Origin of the sequence: Halomonas sp. B23F22_3 (assembly GCF_043496965.1) — a bacterium.
GTDB lineage: Bacteria > Pseudomonadota > Gammaproteobacteria > Pseudomonadales > Halomonadaceae > Halomonas.
Genome location: NZ_JBIEKG010000006.1, coordinates 179,391 through 197,012, shown reverse-complemented (window position 1 = coordinate 197,012; position 17,622 = coordinate 179,391). Strand labels below are relative to the sequence as shown.

The 17,622-nt window shown below is 69.4% G+C and carries 17 protein-coding genes; 6 read left to right on the top strand and 11 right to left on the bottom strand.

The window, feature by feature from the left end; all coding sequences use genetic code 11:
* Positions 1 to 68 precede the first annotated feature (68 nt).
* Complete coding sequence (argF, locus tag ACGTNG_RS15215; protein ID WP_394797372.1) at positions 69 to 989, bottom strand: ornithine carbamoyltransferase; 921 nt, start codon at positions 987 to 989, stop codon at positions 69 to 71.
* Positions 990 to 1,163: 174 nt separating this feature from the next.
* Here argF and grxD point away from each other — a divergent pair, with 174 nt between their 5' ends.
* Entirely contained in the window at positions 1,164 to 1,514 is a 351-nt protein-coding gene (grxD, locus tag ACGTNG_RS15210; protein ID WP_394797371.1) for a Grx4 family monothiol glutaredoxin, read from the top strand.
* Between the two features lie 104 nt (positions 1,515 to 1,618).
* Here the strand turns inward: grxD and rnt are convergent, their stop codons facing one another.
* Positions 1,619 to 2,284, bottom strand: a complete 666-nt coding sequence (gene rnt, locus ACGTNG_RS15205) for a ribonuclease T (RefSeq protein WP_394797370.1) — start codon at positions 2,282 to 2,284, stop codon at positions 1,619 to 1,621.
* 146 nt (positions 2,285 to 2,430) lie between these two features.
* On the opposite strand from rnt, the gene ACGTNG_RS15200 reads away from it, so the two are divergent.
* From ACGTNG_RS15200 to ACGTNG_RS15190, 3 genes are all read left to right on the top strand, one after another.
* On the top strand, positions 2,431 to 3,651 hold the full coding sequence (locus ACGTNG_RS15200) for an argininosuccinate synthase (RefSeq protein ID WP_394797369.1): 1,221 nt from the start codon (positions 2,431 to 2,433) through the stop codon (positions 3,649 to 3,651).
* Positions 3,652 to 3,700: 49 nt separating this feature from the next.
* Positions 3,701 to 4,015 (top strand): HlyU family transcriptional regulator, encoded by a 315-nt coding sequence (locus ACGTNG_RS15195; RefSeq protein WP_394797368.1) that lies wholly within the window; start codon positions 3,701 to 3,703, stop codon positions 4,013 to 4,015.
* A 224-nt stretch (positions 4,016 to 4,239) separates the two neighbouring features.
* The gene (locus tag ACGTNG_RS15190) at positions 4,240 to 5,370 is read left to right on the top strand and encodes a DUF294 nucleotidyltransferase-like domain-containing protein (RefSeq protein WP_394797367.1); all 1,131 of its coding nucleotides are present in this window, start codon (positions 4,240 to 4,242) and stop codon (positions 5,368 to 5,370) included.
* 31 nt (positions 5,371 to 5,401) lie between these two features.
* Here the strand turns inward: ACGTNG_RS15190 and ACGTNG_RS15185 are convergent, their stop codons facing one another.
* From ACGTNG_RS15185 to ACGTNG_RS15170, 4 genes are read right to left on the bottom strand one after another with little or no spacing between them, the layout of a single operon-like run.
* The gene (locus ACGTNG_RS15185; RefSeq protein ID WP_394797366.1) at positions 5,402 to 8,197 is read right to left on the bottom strand and encodes an ATP-binding protein; all 2,796 of its coding nucleotides are present in this window, start codon (positions 8,195 to 8,197) and stop codon (positions 5,402 to 5,404) included.
* A gap of 6 nt (positions 8,198 to 8,203) precedes the next feature.
* Positions 8,204 to 8,398 carry a hypothetical protein gene (locus ACGTNG_RS15180; RefSeq protein WP_394797365.1) on the bottom strand — a complete coding sequence of 65 codons (195 nt, stop codon included), beginning with the start codon at positions 8,396 to 8,398 and terminating at the stop codon, positions 8,204 to 8,206.
* On the bottom strand, positions 8,395 to 10,464 hold the full coding sequence (locus ACGTNG_RS15175) for a 3'-5' exonuclease (RefSeq protein ID WP_394797364.1): 2,070 nt from the start codon (positions 10,462 to 10,464) through the stop codon (positions 8,395 to 8,397). Before ACGTNG_RS15175 ends, ACGTNG_RS15180 begins: the two co-directional genes overlap by 4 nt.
* Positions 10,464 to 10,835, bottom strand: a complete 372-nt coding sequence (locus tag ACGTNG_RS15170; RefSeq protein ID WP_394797363.1) for a response regulator transcription factor — start codon at positions 10,833 to 10,835, stop codon at positions 10,464 to 10,466. The genes ACGTNG_RS15175 and ACGTNG_RS15170 overlap by 1 nt, the downstream gene beginning before the upstream one ends.
* Before the next feature lie 208 nt (positions 10,836 to 11,043).
* Here ACGTNG_RS15170 and ACGTNG_RS15165 point away from each other — a divergent pair, with 208 nt between their 5' ends.
* On the top strand, positions 11,044 to 11,721 hold the full coding sequence (locus ACGTNG_RS15165) for a glutathione S-transferase (RefSeq protein ID WP_394797362.1): 678 nt from the start codon (positions 11,044 to 11,046) through the stop codon (positions 11,719 to 11,721).
* Between the two features lie 118 nt (positions 11,722 to 11,839).
* On the top strand, positions 11,840 to 12,763 hold the full coding sequence (locus ACGTNG_RS15160; protein WP_394797361.1) for a sulfurtransferase: 924 nt from the start codon (positions 11,840 to 11,842) through the stop codon (positions 12,761 to 12,763).
* Between the two features lie 101 nt (positions 12,764 to 12,864).
* On the opposite strand, the gene ACGTNG_RS15155 is transcribed toward ACGTNG_RS15160, so the two are convergent.
* From ACGTNG_RS15155 to metG, 5 genes are all read right to left on the bottom strand, one after another.
* Entirely contained in the window at positions 12,865 to 13,134 is a 270-nt protein-coding gene (locus tag ACGTNG_RS15155; RefSeq protein ID WP_394797360.1) for a hypothetical protein, read from the bottom strand.
* A gap of 52 nt (positions 13,135 to 13,186) precedes the next feature.
* On the bottom strand, positions 13,187 to 13,945 hold the full coding sequence (locus ACGTNG_RS15150) for a YdcF family protein (RefSeq protein ID WP_394797359.1): 759 nt from the start codon (positions 13,943 to 13,945) through the stop codon (positions 13,187 to 13,189).
* A 57-nt stretch (positions 13,946 to 14,002) separates the two neighbouring features.
* Positions 14,003 to 14,638 (bottom strand): endonuclease III, encoded by a 636-nt coding sequence (gene nth / locus ACGTNG_RS15145; protein WP_394797358.1) that lies wholly within the window; start codon positions 14,636 to 14,638, stop codon positions 14,003 to 14,005.
* A 76-nt stretch (positions 14,639 to 14,714) separates the two neighbouring features.
* The gene (gene rsxB / locus ACGTNG_RS15140; RefSeq protein ID WP_394797357.1) at positions 14,715 to 15,515 is read right to left on the bottom strand and encodes an electron transport complex subunit RsxB; all 801 of its coding nucleotides are present in this window, start codon (positions 15,513 to 15,515) and stop codon (positions 14,715 to 14,717) included.
* Positions 15,516 to 15,524: 9 nt separating this feature from the next.
* Positions 15,525 to 17,561 (bottom strand): methionine--tRNA ligase, encoded by a 2,037-nt coding sequence (gene metG, locus ACGTNG_RS15135; RefSeq protein ID WP_394797356.1) that lies wholly within the window; start codon positions 17,559 to 17,561, stop codon positions 15,525 to 15,527.
* Positions 17,562 to 17,622 lie beyond the last annotated feature (61 nt).

Below are 17,622 nucleotides of genomic sequence, written 5' to 3'. Positions count from 1 at the left end.
AGCGCATTATACATGCGACGAAGGTCGATGTCATACCAAGGTATAAGACGACCCTCGTCGCACCGCCGTCAGCTCTCCACGCGCCCCAGCAGCAGGAACTCGATCAGCGCCTTCTGGGCGTGCAGGCGATTGCCGGCCTCCTGCCAGACCACGGCGCGGGGGTCGTCGAGCAGGGTCTCGCTGATCTCCTCGCCGCGGTGGGCGGGCAGGCAGTGCAGGAAGAGCACGTCTTCCCGGGCGTGATCGAGCAACGCCTCGTTGACCTGCAGGTCGGCGAAGTCCGCCTCACGCTTGGCCTGTTCCTCTTCCTGGCCCATGGAGGCCCAGACGTCGGTGGTGATCAGGTCGGCCTCGGCGACGGCGTCCCGCGGGTCGCGCACGATGCTCACCCGATCGCCGGCGGCGTCGAGGATGTCCTGGCGCGGCTCGTAGCCCTCGGGGCAGCAGATGCGTAGCCGGAAATCGAACTGGCGGGCGGCGTTGATCCAGGAGTGGCACATGTTGTTGCCGTCGCCGATCCACACCGCGGTGCGATCCTTTACGCTGCCGCGCAGCTCGGTCCAGGTCATCACGTCGGCGAGCAGCTGGCAGGGGTGGTAGTCGTCGGTCAGGGCGTTGATCACCGGCACCGCGCTTGCCGAGGCGAACTGCTCCAGGCCCTGGTGGGAGAAGGTGCGGATCATCACCGCATCGACCATCTCCGAGAGCACCCGGGCGGTGTCGCCGATCGGCTCGCCGCGGCCGAGCTGGGTGTCGCGCGACGACAGGAAGAGCGCGTGGCCGCCGAACTGCGCCATGGCGGTCTCGAAGGAGACCCGGGTGCGCGTCGAGGACTTCTCGAAGATCATCGCCAGGGTACGGTTGGCGAACGGGGTGTAGGTGGGCCCGTGGGTCTTCAGGCCGTTCTTGATCGAGATGGCACGCTGGATCAGGTAGCGCAGCTCGTCAGGACTGAGATCGAGCAGGGTGAGAAAATGGCGGATGGCCATGGGGTCGCTCCACGGGGAAAAACGACCATCCTAGCCAGCCCACGGGGGATGCGCAACGCGCCCGGCATCAGTAGAATGGCGGTATCCACAAGGCCGACCCGCACGGTCGGGTATTGCCCGAATCCCCCCGGGTCGCCCGGCAGGCGAGTCCAGTAAACGAGTAAGGGAGACGTCATGAGCACTACCGTCGAGAACATCCAGCGCCAGATCGGCGAGAACCCCATCCTGATCTACATGAAGGGCACGCCCCAGCTGCCCCAGTGCGGGTTCTCCGCCCAGACCGTCCAGGCCCTGATGGCCTGTGGCGAGCGTTTCGCCTTCGTCAACGTGCTGGACAACCCGGATATCCGCGCCGAGCTGCCCAAGGTCGCCAACTGGCCGACCTTCCCGCAACTGTGGGTCGAGGGCGAGCTGGTCGGCGGCTGCGACATCGTCGCCGAGATGCACCAGTCCGGCGAGCTGGAGACGCTGATCAAGGCCGCGGCCGCGCGTGCCCAGGACGGCGAGGGCGACGCCCAGGCCTGAGGTCGGCACCGCCTTCCAGGCGATGAAAAACCCCCGCCGGCACGCCGGCGGGGGTTTTTCGTGTTCGGACCTGAGCAACAGCAGGGCAGGGGCGGGAGCGGGCGTCAGGCCTCTTCCAGGCCCTGCTCGCGCTGCGCAAGGTCCCAGCCGCCCAGGTCCTTGTAGCGATTGACCATGGCACAGAACAGCTCGGCGGTGCGCTCGGTATCGTAGCGGGCCGAGTGGGCAGCGCTGTTGTCGAACTCGATGCCGGCGGCCCGGCAGGCGCGGGCGAGGACGGTCTGGCCATAGACCAGGCCGGCCAGCGACGCGGTATCGAAGCTCGAGAAGGGATGAAAAGGGTTACGCTTGATGCCGCAGCGCGCCACGGCGGCGTTCAGGAAGCCGTGGTCGAAGGCCGCGTTGTGGCCGACCAGCACGGCGCGGGTGCAGCCGTGGGACTTGATGGCCTTGCGCACCGGGCGGAAGATCTCGCCCAGCGCCTCGGCCTCGCTGACCGCGACCTGCTGGCGCAGCGGGTCGTCGAGGCGGATGCCGGTGAAGTCCAGTGCCGACTGTTCCACGTTGGCCCCGGCGAAGGGCGTGACATGGTAGGCATAGGTGGCATCGGGCAGCAGGTTGCCTTCCGGGTCCATGGTCAGGGTTACCGCGGCGATCTCCAGGATCGCGTCACCTTGCGCGTTGAAGCCGCCGGTCTCCAGGTCCACCACCACGGGCAGAAAGCTGCGGAACCGCTGCGCCATGAGTTCGCGGGCCATCGCCTCGCTCATGCACCTCTCCTTGTCTGGGGCATCGTATCTCTAGACCGCGGCAGTCTACCAGCTTGGCCGCAGCGCGTCCCGTCGCTGGTGTTCGCTGGAGGCTCGTCGCGCTATAATCCCCCCTTTCATGATCGTTAGCCTAAAGGAGCCTCAGCATGTCCGATGTCAAGAAGGTCGTGCTCGCCTATTCCGGCGGCCTGGACACGTCCGTCATCGTCAAGTGGTTGCAGGAAACCTATGACTGTGAGGTCGTGACCTTCACCGCGGACATCGGCCAGGGCGAGGAAGTCGAGCCCGCGCGCGCCAAGGCCCAGGCCCTGGGCGTCAAGGAGATCTACATCGAGGATCTTCGCGAGGAGTTCGTGCGCGACTACGTCTACCCGATGTTCCGCGCCAACACCATCTACGAGGGCGAGTACCTGCTCGGTACCTCCATCGCGCGCCCGCTGATCGCCCGTCGCCTGATCGAGATCGCCAACCAGACCGGCGCCGACGCCATCTCCCACGGTGCCACCGGCAAGGGCAACGACCAGGTGCGCTTCGAGCTCGGCGCCTACGCCCTGAAGCCGGGCGTCAAGGTGATCGCCCCGTGGCGCGAGTGGGACCTCAACTCCCGCGAGAAGCTGATGGCCTACTGCGATCAGCACGACATCCCGGTGGACTTCTCCTCCAAGAAGAAGAAGTCGCCGTACTCCATGGACGCCAACCTGCTGCACATCTCCTACGAGGGCGGCCTCCTCGAGGACCCCTGGGCCGAGGCCGAGGAGGACATGTGGCGCTGGAGCGTCTCGCCGGAGGCCGCCCCGGACCAGCCGACCTACGTCGAGCTGACCTTCGACAAGGGCGACATCGTGGCCATCGACGGCGTGCCGATGAAGCCCCATGAGGTGCTCGAGAAGCTCAACAAGATGGGCGGCGACAACGGCATCGGCCGTCTCGACATCGTCGAGAACCGCTACGTGGGCATGAAGTCCCGCGGCTGCTACGAGACGCCGGGGGGCACCATCATGCTGCGTGCCCACCGCGCCATCGAGTCGCTGACCCTCGATCGCGAGGAGGCGCACCTCAAGGACGAGCTGATGCCCAAGTACGCCGAGGTGATCTACAACGGCTACTGGTGGAGCCCGGAGCGTCGCATGCTGCAGGCGGCCATCGACGAGACCCAGCGCAATGTCTCCGGCGTGGTGCGCATGAAGCTCTACAAGGGCAGCGCCATCGTCGCCGGTCGCAAGTCCGACGCCTCGCTCTTCGACGAGTCCATCGCGACCTTCGAGGACGATGCCGGCGCCTACGACCAGAAGGATGCCGAGGGCTTCATCAAGCTCAACGCCCTGCGCCTGCGCATCGCCGCCGGCAAGGGTCGCCGCCAGGATTGAACCACCCCGACGCCGGCTTCGTGCCGGCGTCTTTCTGTCAGGAGGTTCCATGCTGAAGAAGCTGCTGTCCGGCCTGTTCGGGGGCCACGAGGGCGAGCCCAAGGGCGCGCCCGCCGCCGAGCCGGTCGAATACAAGGGCTATCTGATCGTCTCCGAGCCCGCCGACCAGGGCGGGCAGTATCGCGTCAGCGGCTGGATCCGCAAGCCGGTCCCCTCGAGCGAGGAGCAGGCCGGCGAGATGCTCGAGCACCGCTTCGAGCGCTCCGACATGGTGCCCGGCCGCGAGGCCTGCGACACCCTGATGGTCCGCAAGGCCGAGCGCTTCATCGACGAGGTCGGCGACGACATGTTCTCGCCGCGCTGAGCGACGCTCGGCACCCAGCACCGACGACGCCCCCGCCCGGGGGTGTCGCTCGTTTCAGCCTCCTCGACGGCCCTGTGCGCACACCCCTGCGGTACCGCGGTCCTCCTGCTCCGAGGTGTCCCGTCTTCGTCTCCTTCCGCCTTGGCCTTTCGCCCAAGTGTGGAGGACGGGCGTGCTCGGTAGACTCGAGCCACTGCCGATTCGTGACATGACACGGAGAGTCCATGCGCCTGTTGCACCGTTCCTCGTCCTGGCGGGCGCTCTTCGCCGACGAGGCGCACCTCGACCTGGCCGCCTGGCCGGCGCTGCTGGATCCGCTGCGCGCCGCCCTCGAGCGCCTGGGTCCGCACCCCGACCTCGCCGCGGCCCACGCCTGGCAGGGCGAACTCGTTTCCGCGCTCGACCGCCTCGACCTGCCCGCCGGACGCATCAGCCAGCTGCTCAGCGACCACAACGATTGGCTCTATCGGCGCGCCATCGAACTCTCGCTTTCCGAGATGCGGGCCCAGGGCTGGGGAGCGCCACCGGCGGCCTTCTGCGTGCTGGTGCTGGGCTCCGGCGCCCGGGACGAGAGCCTGCTGGCGCCGGATCAGGACAATGCCATGATCATCGCCGACTATCCCGATGCGCGGCACACCGAGATCGACGGCTACTTCCAGTCGCTGGGCGAGCGTTTCACCGCGCGTCTCGATGCGGCCGGCATTCCGCTCTGCCAGGGCCACGTCATGGCGCGCTTTCCGATGTGGCGCAAGCGGCTCTCCGAGTGGCGGGCGCAGATCGCGATCTGGACGGCGGAGCGACGCATCAAGCGCGTGCAGCAGGCCAACATCCTGCTCGATTTCCGCCCGGTCTTCGGCGAGCCGGCGCTGGCCGAGGGACTCGCCGATCGGGTGGCCGAGCGCCTGCCCGCGGCACACCTGTTCCTCGACGAGATGGCCAGCCTGCTCGATGAACTGCCCGTGGCCCTGGACCGTTTCGGGCGGCTGCGTGGCGGTGACGAAGAGGCGCCCCACGAGCGTGCCATCAACCTCAAGCGCCAGGGCCTGCTGCCGCTGGTCGGGGCGGTACGCCTGCTGGCCCTTCGCCACGGCGTCCGCCCGCCGGATACCCGCACGCGGCTGGTCGCGCTGGTGATGCGCGAGGCGATCGCTGCCGAGCGGGCCGAGGCGCTGAGCGCCGCGCTGGAGCGGTTGCAGGGGCTTATCCTGGCGGAGCAGCGCCAGGCGCTGGCCGAGGGGCGCAGGCCGGACGGCTGGGTGGACGCCAGCCGGCTGCGCGAGGATCAGCGCCTGCTGCTGCGTCACGACCTGCGTGAGATCCGCGCGCTGCTTCGCCGCGCCCGACGGGGAGGCTGAGCCGTCGCCTTCGCTCTGGCGCGTCGTCGGTTCACGTCGTGGCCGGCGTGTCGCCCGAGTTCCGGTCCTCTTGAGTAGCGCCGCCGGGATCATCGGCGGCTGCCGGGGCCTCGGGGAGTTCCATCACCAGGCAGGCGCCGCCCAGGCGACTCGCTTCCTCGATCCACAACCGCCCGCCGAGATGGGCGACGATGCCGCGGCTGATGGGCAGGCCGAGGCCGCTTCCGCGCGGGCGCCCCCGGGTCTCGCCGCTCTCCTGATGCTGGATCTGGTGGAACTTCTCGAAGACCCGCTCGCGCTCGTCGGGGGCGATGCCGGGGCCGTTGTCCTCGACGGCGAGGCGGTAGTGGTTCTTGTGGCGCGCCAGGCGCAGCAGCACCCGGGGGGCGTCATCGGCGGCGAACTTGCCGGCGTTGTCGAGCAGGTTGATGGTCACCTGCTCGAGACGGTCGGCATCGCCGATGACCCAGGCGGTCTCGGGCGTGATCTCCACCTCGAGGGTGACGCCGCGGTCCTCCTGGAGCCGCTGCACCGCCTCGACGCTCTGGCGCGTCAGCGCCACCAGGTCGAGGCGTGTCGGCGACAGGGTCAGGCGACCGCTCTCCAGCCGGGCCAGGTCGAGGATCTCCTCGATCAGTCGCGACAGGCGCTGGCTCTCGCGCACCACCACATCGAGGAAGTGCTCGCGCTTCTCGTCGGGCAGCGCCTGGTTGTCGCGCAGGATCTCGGCGAAGGCGCGGATCGAGGTGAGCGGCGTGCGCAGTTCGTGGCTGACCATGGCCACGAACTCGTCCTTGAGCCGGTCGAGCTCGCGCAGCCGTTCGTTGGCCGCGCGCAGCTCCTCGCTGGCGCGGGCCAGTTCGCTCGACTTCTGCTCGAGGCGGCGGTTCATCTCGAGGGTCTCGGAGGTGGTATCGAGGATGCGCAGGATCGATTCCAGATCCGGCGCCTCGCCGCGGGCCACCGAGTCGATCAGCACCCGGGCCGAGGCACTGCCCAGCGAGCCGGCCAGGGCCTGCTCGACCCGCAGCGTCAGCGCCGCGGGGGCGGGCTGGTCATCGTCACCCTCGTCGGCCTCGAGGGAGTGAGCGGCAAAGACCCGCTGGCTGGCGGCCTCGCCCAGGTAGCGGTCGAGCAGGGCGCGCAGCTCGCCGCGGGTGGTCAGGCCCTGCCACAGCGAGGTCGGCACCAGGCCCGGCGGCATGGCCTCGGTGAACAGCGCCGCCTGGGTCTGCTCCAGGGCCGAGGGGCGGGTGAAGAGCGACACCCCCACGAGCAGGCCGACATTGGCGGTAAGGCTCCACAGCAGCGAGTGGGTGTAGATGTCCCAGCCCTCGAGCCCGAACAGCGCATAGGGCCGCAACCAGCCGATGCCCCAGGGGCCCTGGTCGAGAAAGCCCGGGTCGAGCCAGCCGGACTGGGCGAAGCCCGGGATCAGCAGGGTCCAGGCCCAGACCAGAAAGCCCGCGCTCATGCCGAGCGCGGCCCCGCGTCGCCGGGCGCCGCGCCAGTACAGGCCGATCAGCAGCGCCGGGGCGAACTGGCACGCCGCGGCGAACGAGACCAGGCCGATGGTCACCAGGCTGTAGGTCTCGCCGATCAGCGCATGATAGAGATAGCCGAGCAGCAGGATCAGCAGGATGCTGACGCGGCGGATGCCCAGCAGCCACCCGGCCAGTTCGCCCCGGGTGCTCAGGTGCAGTCGGTTCGAGCGCAGCAGCAGCGGCATCACCAGCTGGTTGCTGACCATGGTCGACAGGGCGATGGTCTCGACGATCATCATGCCGGTGGCGGCCGAGAGCCCCCCGATGAAGACCAGCAGCGGCAGGGCCTCCAGGCCGGCGGAGAGCGGCAGGGTGAGCACGAAGCTGTCGGAGTCGCCGCCGCCCAGCAGCAGCCCGGCCAGGGCGATGGGGATCACGAACACGTTGATCACCAGCAGATAGAGCGGGAAGAGCCAGCTGGCCCGCTTGATATGGCGCTCGTCGACGTTCTCGACCACCAGCACCTGGAACTGCCGGGGCAGGGTGAGGAAGGCGAGAAAGGCCAGCACCAGCATGCCCACCCAGCCGAGCGCGCCGCCGGGCACCGCGTCCAGGCTCAGCAGGCGGGTGAGCTCGGCTCGTTCGCCGGCCTGGGCGAAGAGGTCGGCGGGGCCGTTGAACAGCACGAACACGGTGAAGATGCCCACCGCGAGGAAGGCCATGAGCTTGACCAGCGATTCGAAGGCGATGGCGGCGACCATGCCCTCGTGGCGCTCGCTGGCATCCAGGTGGCGGGTGCCGAAGAGGATGATGAAGACCGCCAGGACCAGCGCGACCCAGAACGACCGGTCGCTCCAGAATCGTTCGTCGGCCAGCGGCAGATCGGCGGCCTGGGGGTAGTTGACCAGCACGGCGTGGCTGACGGTGATCGCCTTGAGCTGCAGGGCGATGTAGGGGGTGATGCCGATCAGGGCGATCAGTGCGACCAGCGCCCCTAGGCTCGAGCTCTTGCCGTAGCGGGCGCTGATGAAGTCGGCGATGGAGGTGATGCGCTGGGCGCTGGCGATGCGCACCATCTTGCCGATGACGAAGGGCGCCATCAGCATCGCCAGGGTCGGGCCCAGGTAGATCAGCAGGAAGCTGGGGCCGAACTCGGCCGCCCGCCCGACGCTGCCGTAGAAGGTCCAGGCGGTGCAGTAGACGGCGATGGAGAGCGCGTAGACGGTCGGGGAGCCGATCAGCGACCGGCCCTGGGCGGCGCGCCGATCTCCCCAGGCGGCGATGACGAAGAGCAGCGCCAGGTAGCCAAAGGCGAGAATCACCACCACGAGACCGCTCGTCATCGCCCGTCAGTCCTCATCCCGACGCTCCATCAGCCACGCCATGAGGCCGATCACCAGGCCCCAGGCGAGGAAGACATAGGGCACCAGCCGACTCACGCCGTCCGCCGATGGAGTGGCGATCAGCACCAGCGGCGGCGAGAACAGCAGCGCCGCCAGCACGATCAGGGCGACCAGGCGCTCCTTGCGGCGAGGGGCGTTCACGAGGCGAAGGCATCCTCCCGGTCGAAGGCGCTGGCCTGGAGGGCCAGCGCCTGCTCGAGGGTCTCGATGCCCCGCGCCTCCAGGCGCGGCAGCAGCGACAGCCACAGCTCCGCGGTGACCCGGGCATCGCCCAGGGCGGTATGGCGGGTGCCGGGGGGAAAGCTCAGGTCGTAGCGGTCGGCCAGGCTGTCCAGGTCGTGACCGTCGAGGCTCTCGTCCAGCGCTCGCGACAGCAGCAGGGTGTCGAGCACCGGCATGTCGAACTCGACGCCGCCCCCCGGCGGCTGGATGGCCAGCAGGTCGAAGGCGGCGTTATGGGCGAGGATCACCGCCTCGCCGATATAGTCGCGAAAGCGCGGCAGGGCCACGGAGAGCGGTGGGGCGCCGGCAACGTCGTCATCGGTGATGCCGTGAATGGCGGTGCTGGCCGGGGGGATGGGGCGTTCGGGGTCGACGTACAGGTCGAAGACGTCGCTGGCCAGCAGGCGGGCATTGACGATCCGACAGGCCCCGATGCTCACCACTGTGTCGCCGCGGCGCAGCTCCAGGCCGGTGGTCTCGGTGTCGAAGGCGACCACGTCGAGGGTGCGCAGGGGGCGCGCCGCCAGCTCGGCGTCCGGGGCCGGCATCTCGGCGATGCCGAAGTCGTGGAACTCCGGGCGCGGCGGGGTGCGTGGGCGGGGCGGGGCGACCCGGTCGGCCGCCGGCAGCGGCAGGCGCAGCCGGGCATGGTGCCCGTCATCGTCGGCGAGGCTCCAGGCATCGCTGCCGTGCTGGCGCAGCACGTCGCCGACCCGCGGCGCGAAGGGCAGGGCGTCCAGTCGCTCGCTGCGCCAGGCCTCCAGCTGGGGTTCGCCGAGCACGCCGCCCTGCCAGATCAGGTCCAGGTAGACGCGCCGATTGCCCAGGCAGACCTCGCCCTCGAGCTCACCCTGACCCGCGTGGGTCGCCAGTCGGGGCAGCAGCGAATCGAGCAGGGCCAGCAGCGCCGGCGCGTCGGCCTTGAGCCAGGCGGGCATGCCGATGGGGGTGATCCGCACGCCGTTCCTGCCGTGGCGGGCGGCGAGCGAGGACCAGAGGTCGTTGGACCACAGGGGCACCAGCCGCTCGCCCTGTCGATGCATGTCCTCCATGACCTTGCCCATCTGCTCGAGCTGGCGAGCCAGCGCCCGGCCCTCCTCGTCGATCACCGCCTCCAGGCGCTGCCCCAGCTCGCTGGTCGGCGATGACGTGCGCACGCCGACCAGGGCATCGGCGGCGCTGGAGAGGCTGGCACTGTGGCGTCGCAGGGGCGGCAGCATCTCGGCCAGCTCGGCGCGGGCGCCCATCTCGCTGGACCAGGCCGCGGTGGTATCGGTGAGGGTCAGCAGGGTCTCCTGGTGGCTGTGGGGAACGCGGCGCAGCACCGCGTGCAGCCAGCGCTCGTCGCAGGGCACCAGGATCTCCCGGGGGGTGCCGTCGTCGGGCAGCTCGCCCAGGGCATCCTCGAGGCTCGTGATCGGCAGCAGGGCGTCGAGCCGCTTGCCGAGCCCGAGACCAGGGTGGCCTTCGAAGAGCGTCTCGGCCGCCTGGTTGAAGAGCAGCAGCCGGCGGTGGTGATCGCAGAGCAGCAGCGGGGTGTCGAGGACCTGCAGCAGGGTCTCGAGCTCCTGGCGCACGCGGGTCGCGCTGAGCGCCCCCTCGGCATGGGCGGTGGCCAGACGTTCGCGGTCGGCGCGCCAGGCCTCGCGAACGCGCATCAGGTCCGGCCCGAGGCCCTTGAGCCACCCCTCGGGCGGATAGTCCTGCCGCGCATCGGGATTGGCCACCAGGCGGGCCAGCTGCACCTGCAGGTGGCGTAGCGGCGTGAACAGCTGGCGTTCGAGCAGCAGGCCGACCAGGAAGATGGTACCGCCGCCGGAGAGGCAGCCGAGCCATAGCCAGACGCGCGCCATGCCGGAGAGCCCGGCCAGGCCGTCGAGCCAAAGGGCGAAGACGGTACCGCCGAAGATGCTGACGCCGCTTAGCAGCAGCCACAGGCCGATCAGCCGCTGGCGGCGGGGCAGGCTCTTGCTTCGCCGGGCCATCAGGAGGCCTCGGCGAGCAGCGTCTTGACCTTCTCGACCAGCGCCTGGGTCGAGAAGGGCTTGGTGACATAGTCGTCGGCGCCCAGGGCGAGGCCCTTCTCGCGTTCCACCTCGCGGCCGTGGGCGGTGAGCATGACGATCGGCAGCCGCGCGTGGTCGGGGTCGGCGCGCAGGCGCTCGAGGACATCGAAGCCGCTGATGCCCGGCAGGCTGATATCGAGCAGCAGCAGGTCGGGGGCCGCCTCGGCGATGCGTGCCAGGGCGCTTTCGCCATCCTCGGCGGTGTCCACCTCGAAGCCGGCCTGCTGCATCAGGAACTCCAGGGACAGGACGATGTTGGGCTCGTCATCCACCACCAGCACCTTGGCCATGGTGCTCTCCTTTATCGTTGTGAAGGCTCCACTGCGTGAGGTCCCGGCGTGGCGGTCTTGCCTGCCTGCGTTCATGCAGCGTTACCGATCAGTTTAGTGGCCGCCCGGAGGCGGGCAAAGACGACCTTGGCAGGAGACGAGTCGCCACGGCGTGCTAGGGTGGCCGGGATCACCCCGGCCGTCCGGGGCAGGCAGCAAGGAGAGAGGCATGATCAAGGTTCATCATCTGGAGAACTCCCGTTCGCAGCGGGTCGTGTGGCTGCTCGAGGAGCTGGCCGTCGATTACGAGATCGTCACCTATCGGCGCGACGCGCGCACCCTGCTGGCGCCCGCCGCCCTGCGCGAGGTGCATCCGCTCGGGAAGTCGCCGGTGATCACCGACGAGGCGCGGGACGGCCGGGTGGTGGCGGAGTCGGGGGCGATCCTCGAGTATCTGGTCGAGCGCTTCGAGGGGCATGACGCCCTGGTGCCACCGGCGGGCAGCGAGGCGCGCGAGCGCTATCGTTTCTGGCTCCATCACGCGGAGGGCTCGGCGATGCCGCCGCTGGTGATGCGGCTGGTCTTCGCGAGCCTCGGCAAGCCTCCGGTACCGGCACTCGCCAGGCCCCTCGGCCGGCTCTTCGCCCGCGGCGTGGAGCAGCAGTTTCTCGCGCCGCAGATTCGCCGCCTGAGCGACTACTGGGAGGCCGAACTCGAGCGCGCCCCCTGGTTCGCCGGCGAGACCTTCAGCGCGGCGGATATCCAGATGAGCTTCCCGCTGCTGGCGCTGGAAGCCGGCGGTGGCCTGGCCGACTATCCGCGACTGCGCGCCTTCCTGGCCGCCTGTCGCGAGCGCCCCGCTTACCGGCGCACGGTCGAGGCGGTGGGGGAGTTCAGCTTGCCGTGAACGCTCTTATGAGCTTTTCCTAGAAGCTTCTGATCATTCATTCTATTTGTTCATATTGTGGTCCCGGGTCTCGCCCGGATAATGGGGGCATCTAAATCCGAGTGAAGAGGTCAGGAATATGTTCAAGTCCGTGATCATGGGGCTGGGCCTGACGATGGCCACGTCCCAGGCGATCGCCGCCGATGTCTCGCCGCTGGTCGGGGCCGACTGGCTCGCCGAACGGCTGGGCGACGAGGATCTCGTGGTGCTCGACGTGCGTTCGGGCATCGACGACGGCGGCGACCGCGACAGCTTCGAGGCGGCGCACATCCCCGGTAGCGTCTACAGCAGCTACACCGAGGCCGGCTGGCGCGAGACTCGAGACGAGGTCTCCGGCCTGCTGCCGTCGGTTGAGAGACTCGAGTCGCTGATCGGCGGGCTCGGCATCGACAACGACGATACCGTGGTCATCGTGCCCGCCGGCACCGGCGCCACCGATTTCGGCAGCGCCGCCCGGGTCTACTGGACCTTCAAGGTGCTGGGGCATGACGAGGTGGCGATCCTCGACGGCGGCTTCGCCGGCTGGCGGGCCCAGGAGCAGGAGGTCGCCAGCGGCGCGACCCCGCCCCCCGACGCCGCCGACTTCCAGGGCCGGCTGGACACGACGCTGATCGCCACCACCGAGGAGGTGCAGGCCGCCCGCGAGAGCCAGGCGCAGCTGGTGGACGCCCGGCCGGCGGACTACTTCCGCGGCGAGACCCAGTCCCCGGCGGCCACCGCGCCGGGGACCATTCCCGGTGCCCGCAACCTGCCGTTCCATCGCCTGCTCACCCAGCGCCAGCAGGCCTGGTACCTGGACGACGAGGTGCTCGGCGCGCGCATCAACGCCGCCGAGCTGGATCGCGAGGTGCCCACCGTGGCGTTCTGCAACACCGGGCACTGGGCGGCCATCGACTGGTTCGTGCTCAGCGAGGTGGCGGGGTTCGACCAGGTTCGCCTGTATGACGGCTCGATGGCCGAGTGGACCCGGGGCGAGGATCTCCCGCTGGCGCTGGCCGAGTAGGGATCGACGCGTCATCGTCATGACGCGAAGGCGTCACCTGAACCCCGCCGCGGCTAGGCCGCGGCGGGGTTCGTTGGGATGTCGCCCGGTCAGCGTGGCGCTCAGTCCCTGGGCCGGTCGACCCTCGGTCCCAGTGGCCCCAGCCACAGCCAGACCTGCAGGATCACCAGCAGCGGCAGCAGCCAGACCGGCGCGCCGGTCACCGCGTTCAGCACCAGGTGGAGGAAGAAGGCCGTGACGCCGGCGGTGAGGCCCACCAGCGGGAAGCGCAGGGGGCGCTCGCGGCCCGGCAGGCGGGAGAGGCGAAACGCCGTGCCGACCACGGTGCCGAAGACGGCGGACAGGCTCAGGGGGAGCAGGAGATCCAGCATGTCGAGTCTCTTTGTCGGAGAAGGGGGCGAGGGAAAAAGCGAGGGCGCGGGCTTACTCACCGCGGCGCAGCAGCTGCTCGCGCAGGGCGAGTTCCGCGCGACCCAGCCACTCGTGCAGGGCGCGGGTGCTCTGGTGCAGGTGGTAGACCCGTGGCATCCAGGCGCCTAGGCCGGCGGGTGGAGGGCTCGCGAACTCGGTCGGGGCCGGCGTGACGACAAGGCCCGACCGCTCGAAGGCGGCCTGCGCCCGGGGCAGGTGCCAGGCCTGGGAGACCAGGGCGACGTGGTCGATGCCGCTCGCGCCCAGCATTTCGGTACTGAAGCGGGCATTCTGGGCGGTGTCGCCGCTGCGCCCCTCCATCCAGCGCACCGGCACCTCGAACACCTCACGCAGGGCCGCGGCCATCAGGCTCGCCTCGGCGCTGTGTTCGTCATGGCCTCGGCCACCGCTGACCAGGATCGGCAGCCCGGTCTGGCGGTGCAGGTGGGCGCCGTAGGCCAGTCGCCGCCAGCTGGCATTGGCCGGGGCGTCGCCCCAGCCGAACTCCGGGGCATCGAAGTCGCGGCCGCCGCCCAGGATGACGATGGCCTGGGCCTCGCGAAGCTGGCTCGGGCCGACCAGCGCCGGCGGTTCGAGGCCCTGGCGCAGGGCGTGGCTGGCGACCGGAGTGGCCAGGATCAGTAGCCCGCCCAGGCCCAGGACCACCAGCAGGCCGCCGAGCAGCCGCAGGTGAGACCACAGGGCGAGCCCCAGCAGGGTCAGCAGCACATTGATCAGCGGGGGGAACAGCAGGGTCTCGAGTATCGCCATGATGAGGGGCTTCTTGTTGTTGTGGTGATGTCGTAGTGAGGGTCTCGCCGGTGCGCCCTACAGGTCGATCTTGTCCTTGAATTCACAGAGGTCCTCGATCACGCAGCTGCCGCAGCGCGGCTTGCGGGCCAGGCAGGTGTAGCGCCCGTGCAGGATCAGCCAGTGGTGCGCATCCTGGCGGAACTCCCTGGGCACGTGGCGCAGCAGCTTCTGCTCGACCTCGACCACGTCCTTGCCCTTGGCGATCCCGGTACGGTTGGAGACGCGGAAGATGTGGGTGTCCACGGCGATGGTGGGCTCGCCGAAGGCGGTGTTGAGCACCACGTTGGCGGTCTTGCGGCCCACGCCCGGCAGCGCCTCCAGGGCCTGGCGAGTCCGCGGGACCTCGCCCGCGTGCTGCTCGACCAGGATCCGGCAGGCCTTCATCAGGTTCTCGGCCTTGGTGTTGTAGAGGCCGATGGTGCGGATGTGCTCCTTCAGGCCGTCGAGGCCCAGGTCGAGGATCGCCTGGGGCGTGTTGGCCACCGGGAAGAGTCGGGCCGTGGCCTTGTTGACGCCCACGTCGGTGGCCTGGGCCGAGAGCAGCACCGCGGCGAGCAGCTCGAAGGGGGTGGACCAGTGAAGCTCGGTGGTCGGCTCGGGGTTGTGGTCGCGCAGCCGCGCGAAGATGTCAAAGCGTTTCTTGGCGTTCATGGCTGTCCCTGGCAAGGGCGAGGGGCGGCAGTAGCCGGCGTCAGCCCCACGCGATGGTGCGGGAAGGTGTCGGGTGTCATTCTGCCGCGGCGGATGGCGCGAGCGCCCGGCGGGCCTCGTCGAGGAGCCGCTGGGCGGCGTCGAGCTGCTGGCGCGCCGCCTCCCGGGCGGCCGCGTCGCCCTGGCGCTCGGCGTGGGTGAGTTGCTGGCGGGCGCGGCGCAGCGCCTGCTCCGCCGCCTTGACGGCCATCTGCCGCTGGCGCTGGGGGGTGGGGCCAGCCGCCGGCGTGCTGCCCGCGCGCTGGCGCTGCTGGATCAGCCGCTTCTGGCGCTCCAGACGCTTCTCGCGTGCCTCCCTTGCCAGGCGCCGTTCGCGGGCCCGATGACGCCGCCGGCCCAGGGTGGCGCGCCGCGCCAGGTAGGCCTCGCGTTCCGCCTCGCTCTCGGCGGCCTCCCAGGCGGGATGGGGCAGCAGGTCGATGCAGTCCACGGGGCAGGGCGCCACGCAGAGCTCACAGCCGGTGCACTCGTCGGCGATGACGGTGTGCATCCGCTTCGCGGCGCCGAGGATGGCGTCCACCGGGCAGGCCTGGATGCACTTGGTGCAGCCGATGCACTCGTCCTCGCGGATCCAGGCCACCAGGGGCGTCTGGGCCGGTTCGGCGAGCGGCACGGGCTCGCGGCCGGTCAGCTCGGCGAGCCGGGCCACCGTCGCCTGCCCGCCGGGCGGGCAGCGGTTGATCGCCTCGCCGTCGACGATCGCCTCGGCGTAGGGGCGACAGCCCGGCTGGCCGCACTTGCCACACTGGGTCTGGGGCAGCAGGGCGTCGATCGCCTCGATCTGCTCGGCACGCGAGGCGCCAGCGGTTCCCGTCACCACGATTGCTCAGCAGACCCGCTGGCCCGGCTCGGCGCCGGCGTCGGGGCTCAGCAGGGTGATGCCCTCGTCGTTGCCGGCGGCGAGCACCATGCCCTCGGAGACGCCGAAGCGCATCTTGCGCGGGGCCAGGTTGGCCACCATCACGGTCAGGCGCCCCTCCAGGGCCTCGGGCGCATAGGAAGCGCGGATGCCGGCGAACACGGTGCGGCTCTCGCCGCCCAGGTCCAGGGTCAGCTTGAGCAGTTTGTCGGCCTTCTCGACGTACTCGGCCTTGGCGATACGCGCGATGCGCAGGTCGACCTTGGCGAAGTCGTCGAAGGCGATCTCCTCGGCGATCGGCGCCTCGGCCAGGGGGCCCTTGGCGGCCTCCTTCAGTTTTTGCTCTTCCACCAGATCCTCCTTCGACGCTTCCATCATGGCATCGATCTTCTCGCGCTCGACGCGGGTCATCAGCGGCTTGAACTTGGCGATCTCGTGATCCACCAGCAGGGCATGGCGGCTGTGCCAGGCGAGGCTCTCGAGCTTGAGGAAGTCGCGGGCCTGGTCGGCCATGGCCGGCACCACCGGGGCCAGGTAGACCATCAGCTGGCGGAACAGGTTGATGCCCACCGAGCAGATGTCGAGCACCTCCTGTTCGCGGCCCTCCTGCTTGGCCAGCACCCAGGGCTCGGCCTCGGCGATGTAGGTGTTGGCCTCGTCGGCGAGCTCCATTACGCGGCGCATGGCGCGGCCGAACTCGCGCGCCTCGAATTCCTCGGCGATCTCGTCACCGGCGGCGATGAAGCGGGCGACCATGTCGGGCTCGCTGCAGTGGGCGGAGAGTTGGCCGCCGCCGAGCTTCTTGACGAAGCCGGCGCAGCGACTGGCGATGTTGACCACCTTGCCGACCAGGTCGCTGTTCACCCGCGCGGCGAAGTCCTCGAGGTTGAGGTCCAGGTCATCGACCCGCGAGGTGAGCTTGGCGGCGAAGTAGTAGCGCAGGTACTCGGGGTTCAGGTGATCGGCGTAGGTGGCCGCCTTGATGAAGGTGCCCCGGGACTTGGACATCTTGGCGCCATTGACCGTCACGAAGCCGTGGCAGTTCACGGCCGTGGGGGTGCGGAAGTCGGCGCCGTGCAGCATGGCCGGCCAGAACAGCGCATGGAAGTAGACGATGTCCTTGCCGATGAAGTGGTAGACCTCGGCATCGGAGTCCTTGCGCCAGTAGGCGTCGAAGTCGAGGCCCTCGCGTTCGCAGAGGTTCTGGAAGCTCGCCAGGTAGCCGATCGGCGCGTCGAGCCAGACGTAGAAGTACTTGCCCGGCGCATCGGGGATCTCGAAGCCGAAGTAGGGCGCGTCGCGGGAGATGTCCCACTCGTTGAAGCCGGACTCGAACCACTCCATCAGCTTGTTGCGGATCTGCGGCTGGACGTGATCGTCGTCGATCCAGGCCTTCAGGAAGTCGGCGAAGTCCGGCAGCTTGAAGAAGTAGTGGGTGGAGCTTCTCACCTCGGGAGTGGCGCCGGAGATCGCCGAGACCGGATCGATCAGCTCGGCCGGCGTGTAGGTGGCCCCGCAGGCCTCACAGTTGTCGCCGTACTGATCCTCGGTCTTGCACTTCGGGCAGGTGCCCTTGATGAAGCGATCGGCCAGGAACAGCCCCTTCGCCGGGTCGTACATCTGCTCGATGTCGCGGGTGGCGATGTGCCCCTTGTCGCGCAGCCGGGTGTAGATCAGCTCGCTGAAGTGGCGGTTTTCCTCGGAGTGGGTCGAGTGGTAGTTGTCGAAGGCCACCCCGAAGCGGGAGAAGTCGGTCTGGTGATCGCGGGAGACGCGCTCGATCAGCGCCTCCGAGGTGATGCCCTCCTGCTCCGCGCGCAGCATGATCGCGGTGCCGTGGGCGTCGTCGGCGCAGACATAGTGGCACTCATGGCCGCGACTCTTCTGGAAGCGGACCCAGATGTCGGTCTGGATGTACTCCAGCAGATGGCCCAGGTGGATGTCGCCGTTGGCGTAGGGCAGGGCGCTGGTGACCAGGATCTTGCGCGGGGCGGTATTCGACATGGTGGCTCTGAGGTTCCGTAAGCGTGGTAGATGGCGGCCGACTCGACGCCGGGGCGAAGTC

Excerpts from the sequence above, each read along its gene's own strand:
- ACGTNG_RS15195 (WP_394797368.1), top strand. The coding sequence starts at position 3,701 with ATGCTGAAGAAGCTGCTGTCCGGCCTGTTCGGGGGCCACGAGGGCGAG.
- ACGTNG_RS15175 (WP_394797364.1), bottom strand. The coding sequence starts at position 10,464 with ATGGCCCGGCGAAGCAAGAGCCTGCCCCGCCGCCAGCGGCTGATCGGC.
- ACGTNG_RS15165 (WP_394797362.1), top strand. The coding sequence starts at position 11,044 with ATGATCAAGGTTCATCATCTGGAGAACTCCCGTTCGCAGCGGGTCGTG.
- ACGTNG_RS15155 (WP_394797360.1), bottom strand. The coding sequence starts at position 13,134 with ATGCTGGATCTCCTGCTCCCCCTGAGCCTGTCCGCCGTCTTCGGCACC.
- ACGTNG_RS15160 (WP_394797361.1), top strand. The coding sequence starts at position 11,840 with ATGTTCAAGTCCGTGATCATGGGGCTGGGCCTGACGATGGCCACGTCC.
- rnt (WP_394797370.1), bottom strand. The coding sequence starts at position 2,284 with ATGAGCGAGGCGATGGCCCGCGAACTCATGGCGCAGCGGTTCCGCAGC.
- metG (WP_394797356.1), bottom strand. The coding sequence starts at position 17,561 with ATGTCGAATACCGCCCCGCGCAAGATCCTGGTCACCAGCGCCCTGCCC.
- ACGTNG_RS15170 (WP_394797363.1), bottom strand. The coding sequence starts at position 10,835 with ATGGCCAAGGTGCTGGTGGTGGATGACGAGCCCAACATCGTCCTGTCC.
- ACGTNG_RS15200 (WP_394797369.1), top strand. The coding sequence starts at position 2,431 with ATGTCCGATGTCAAGAAGGTCGTGCTCGCCTATTCCGGCGGCCTGGAC.
- ACGTNG_RS15150 (WP_394797359.1), bottom strand. The coding sequence starts at position 13,945 with ATGGCGATACTCGAGACCCTGCTGTTCCCCCCGCTGATCAATGTGCTG.
- ACGTNG_RS15190 (WP_394797367.1), top strand. The coding sequence starts at position 4,240 with ATGCGCCTGTTGCACCGTTCCTCGTCCTGGCGGGCGCTCTTCGCCGAC.
- argF (WP_394797372.1), bottom strand. The coding sequence starts at position 989 with ATGGCCATCCGCCATTTTCTCACCCTGCTCGATCTCAGTCCTGACGAG.
- grxD (WP_394797371.1), top strand. The coding sequence starts at position 1,164 with ATGAGCACTACCGTCGAGAACATCCAGCGCCAGATCGGCGAGAACCCC.
- nth (WP_394797358.1), bottom strand. The coding sequence starts at position 14,638 with ATGAACGCCAAGAAACGCTTTGACATCTTCGCGCGGCTGCGCGACCAC.
- ACGTNG_RS15185 (WP_394797366.1), bottom strand. The coding sequence starts at position 8,197 with ATGACGAGCGGTCTCGTGGTGGTGATTCTCGCCTTTGGCTACCTGGCG.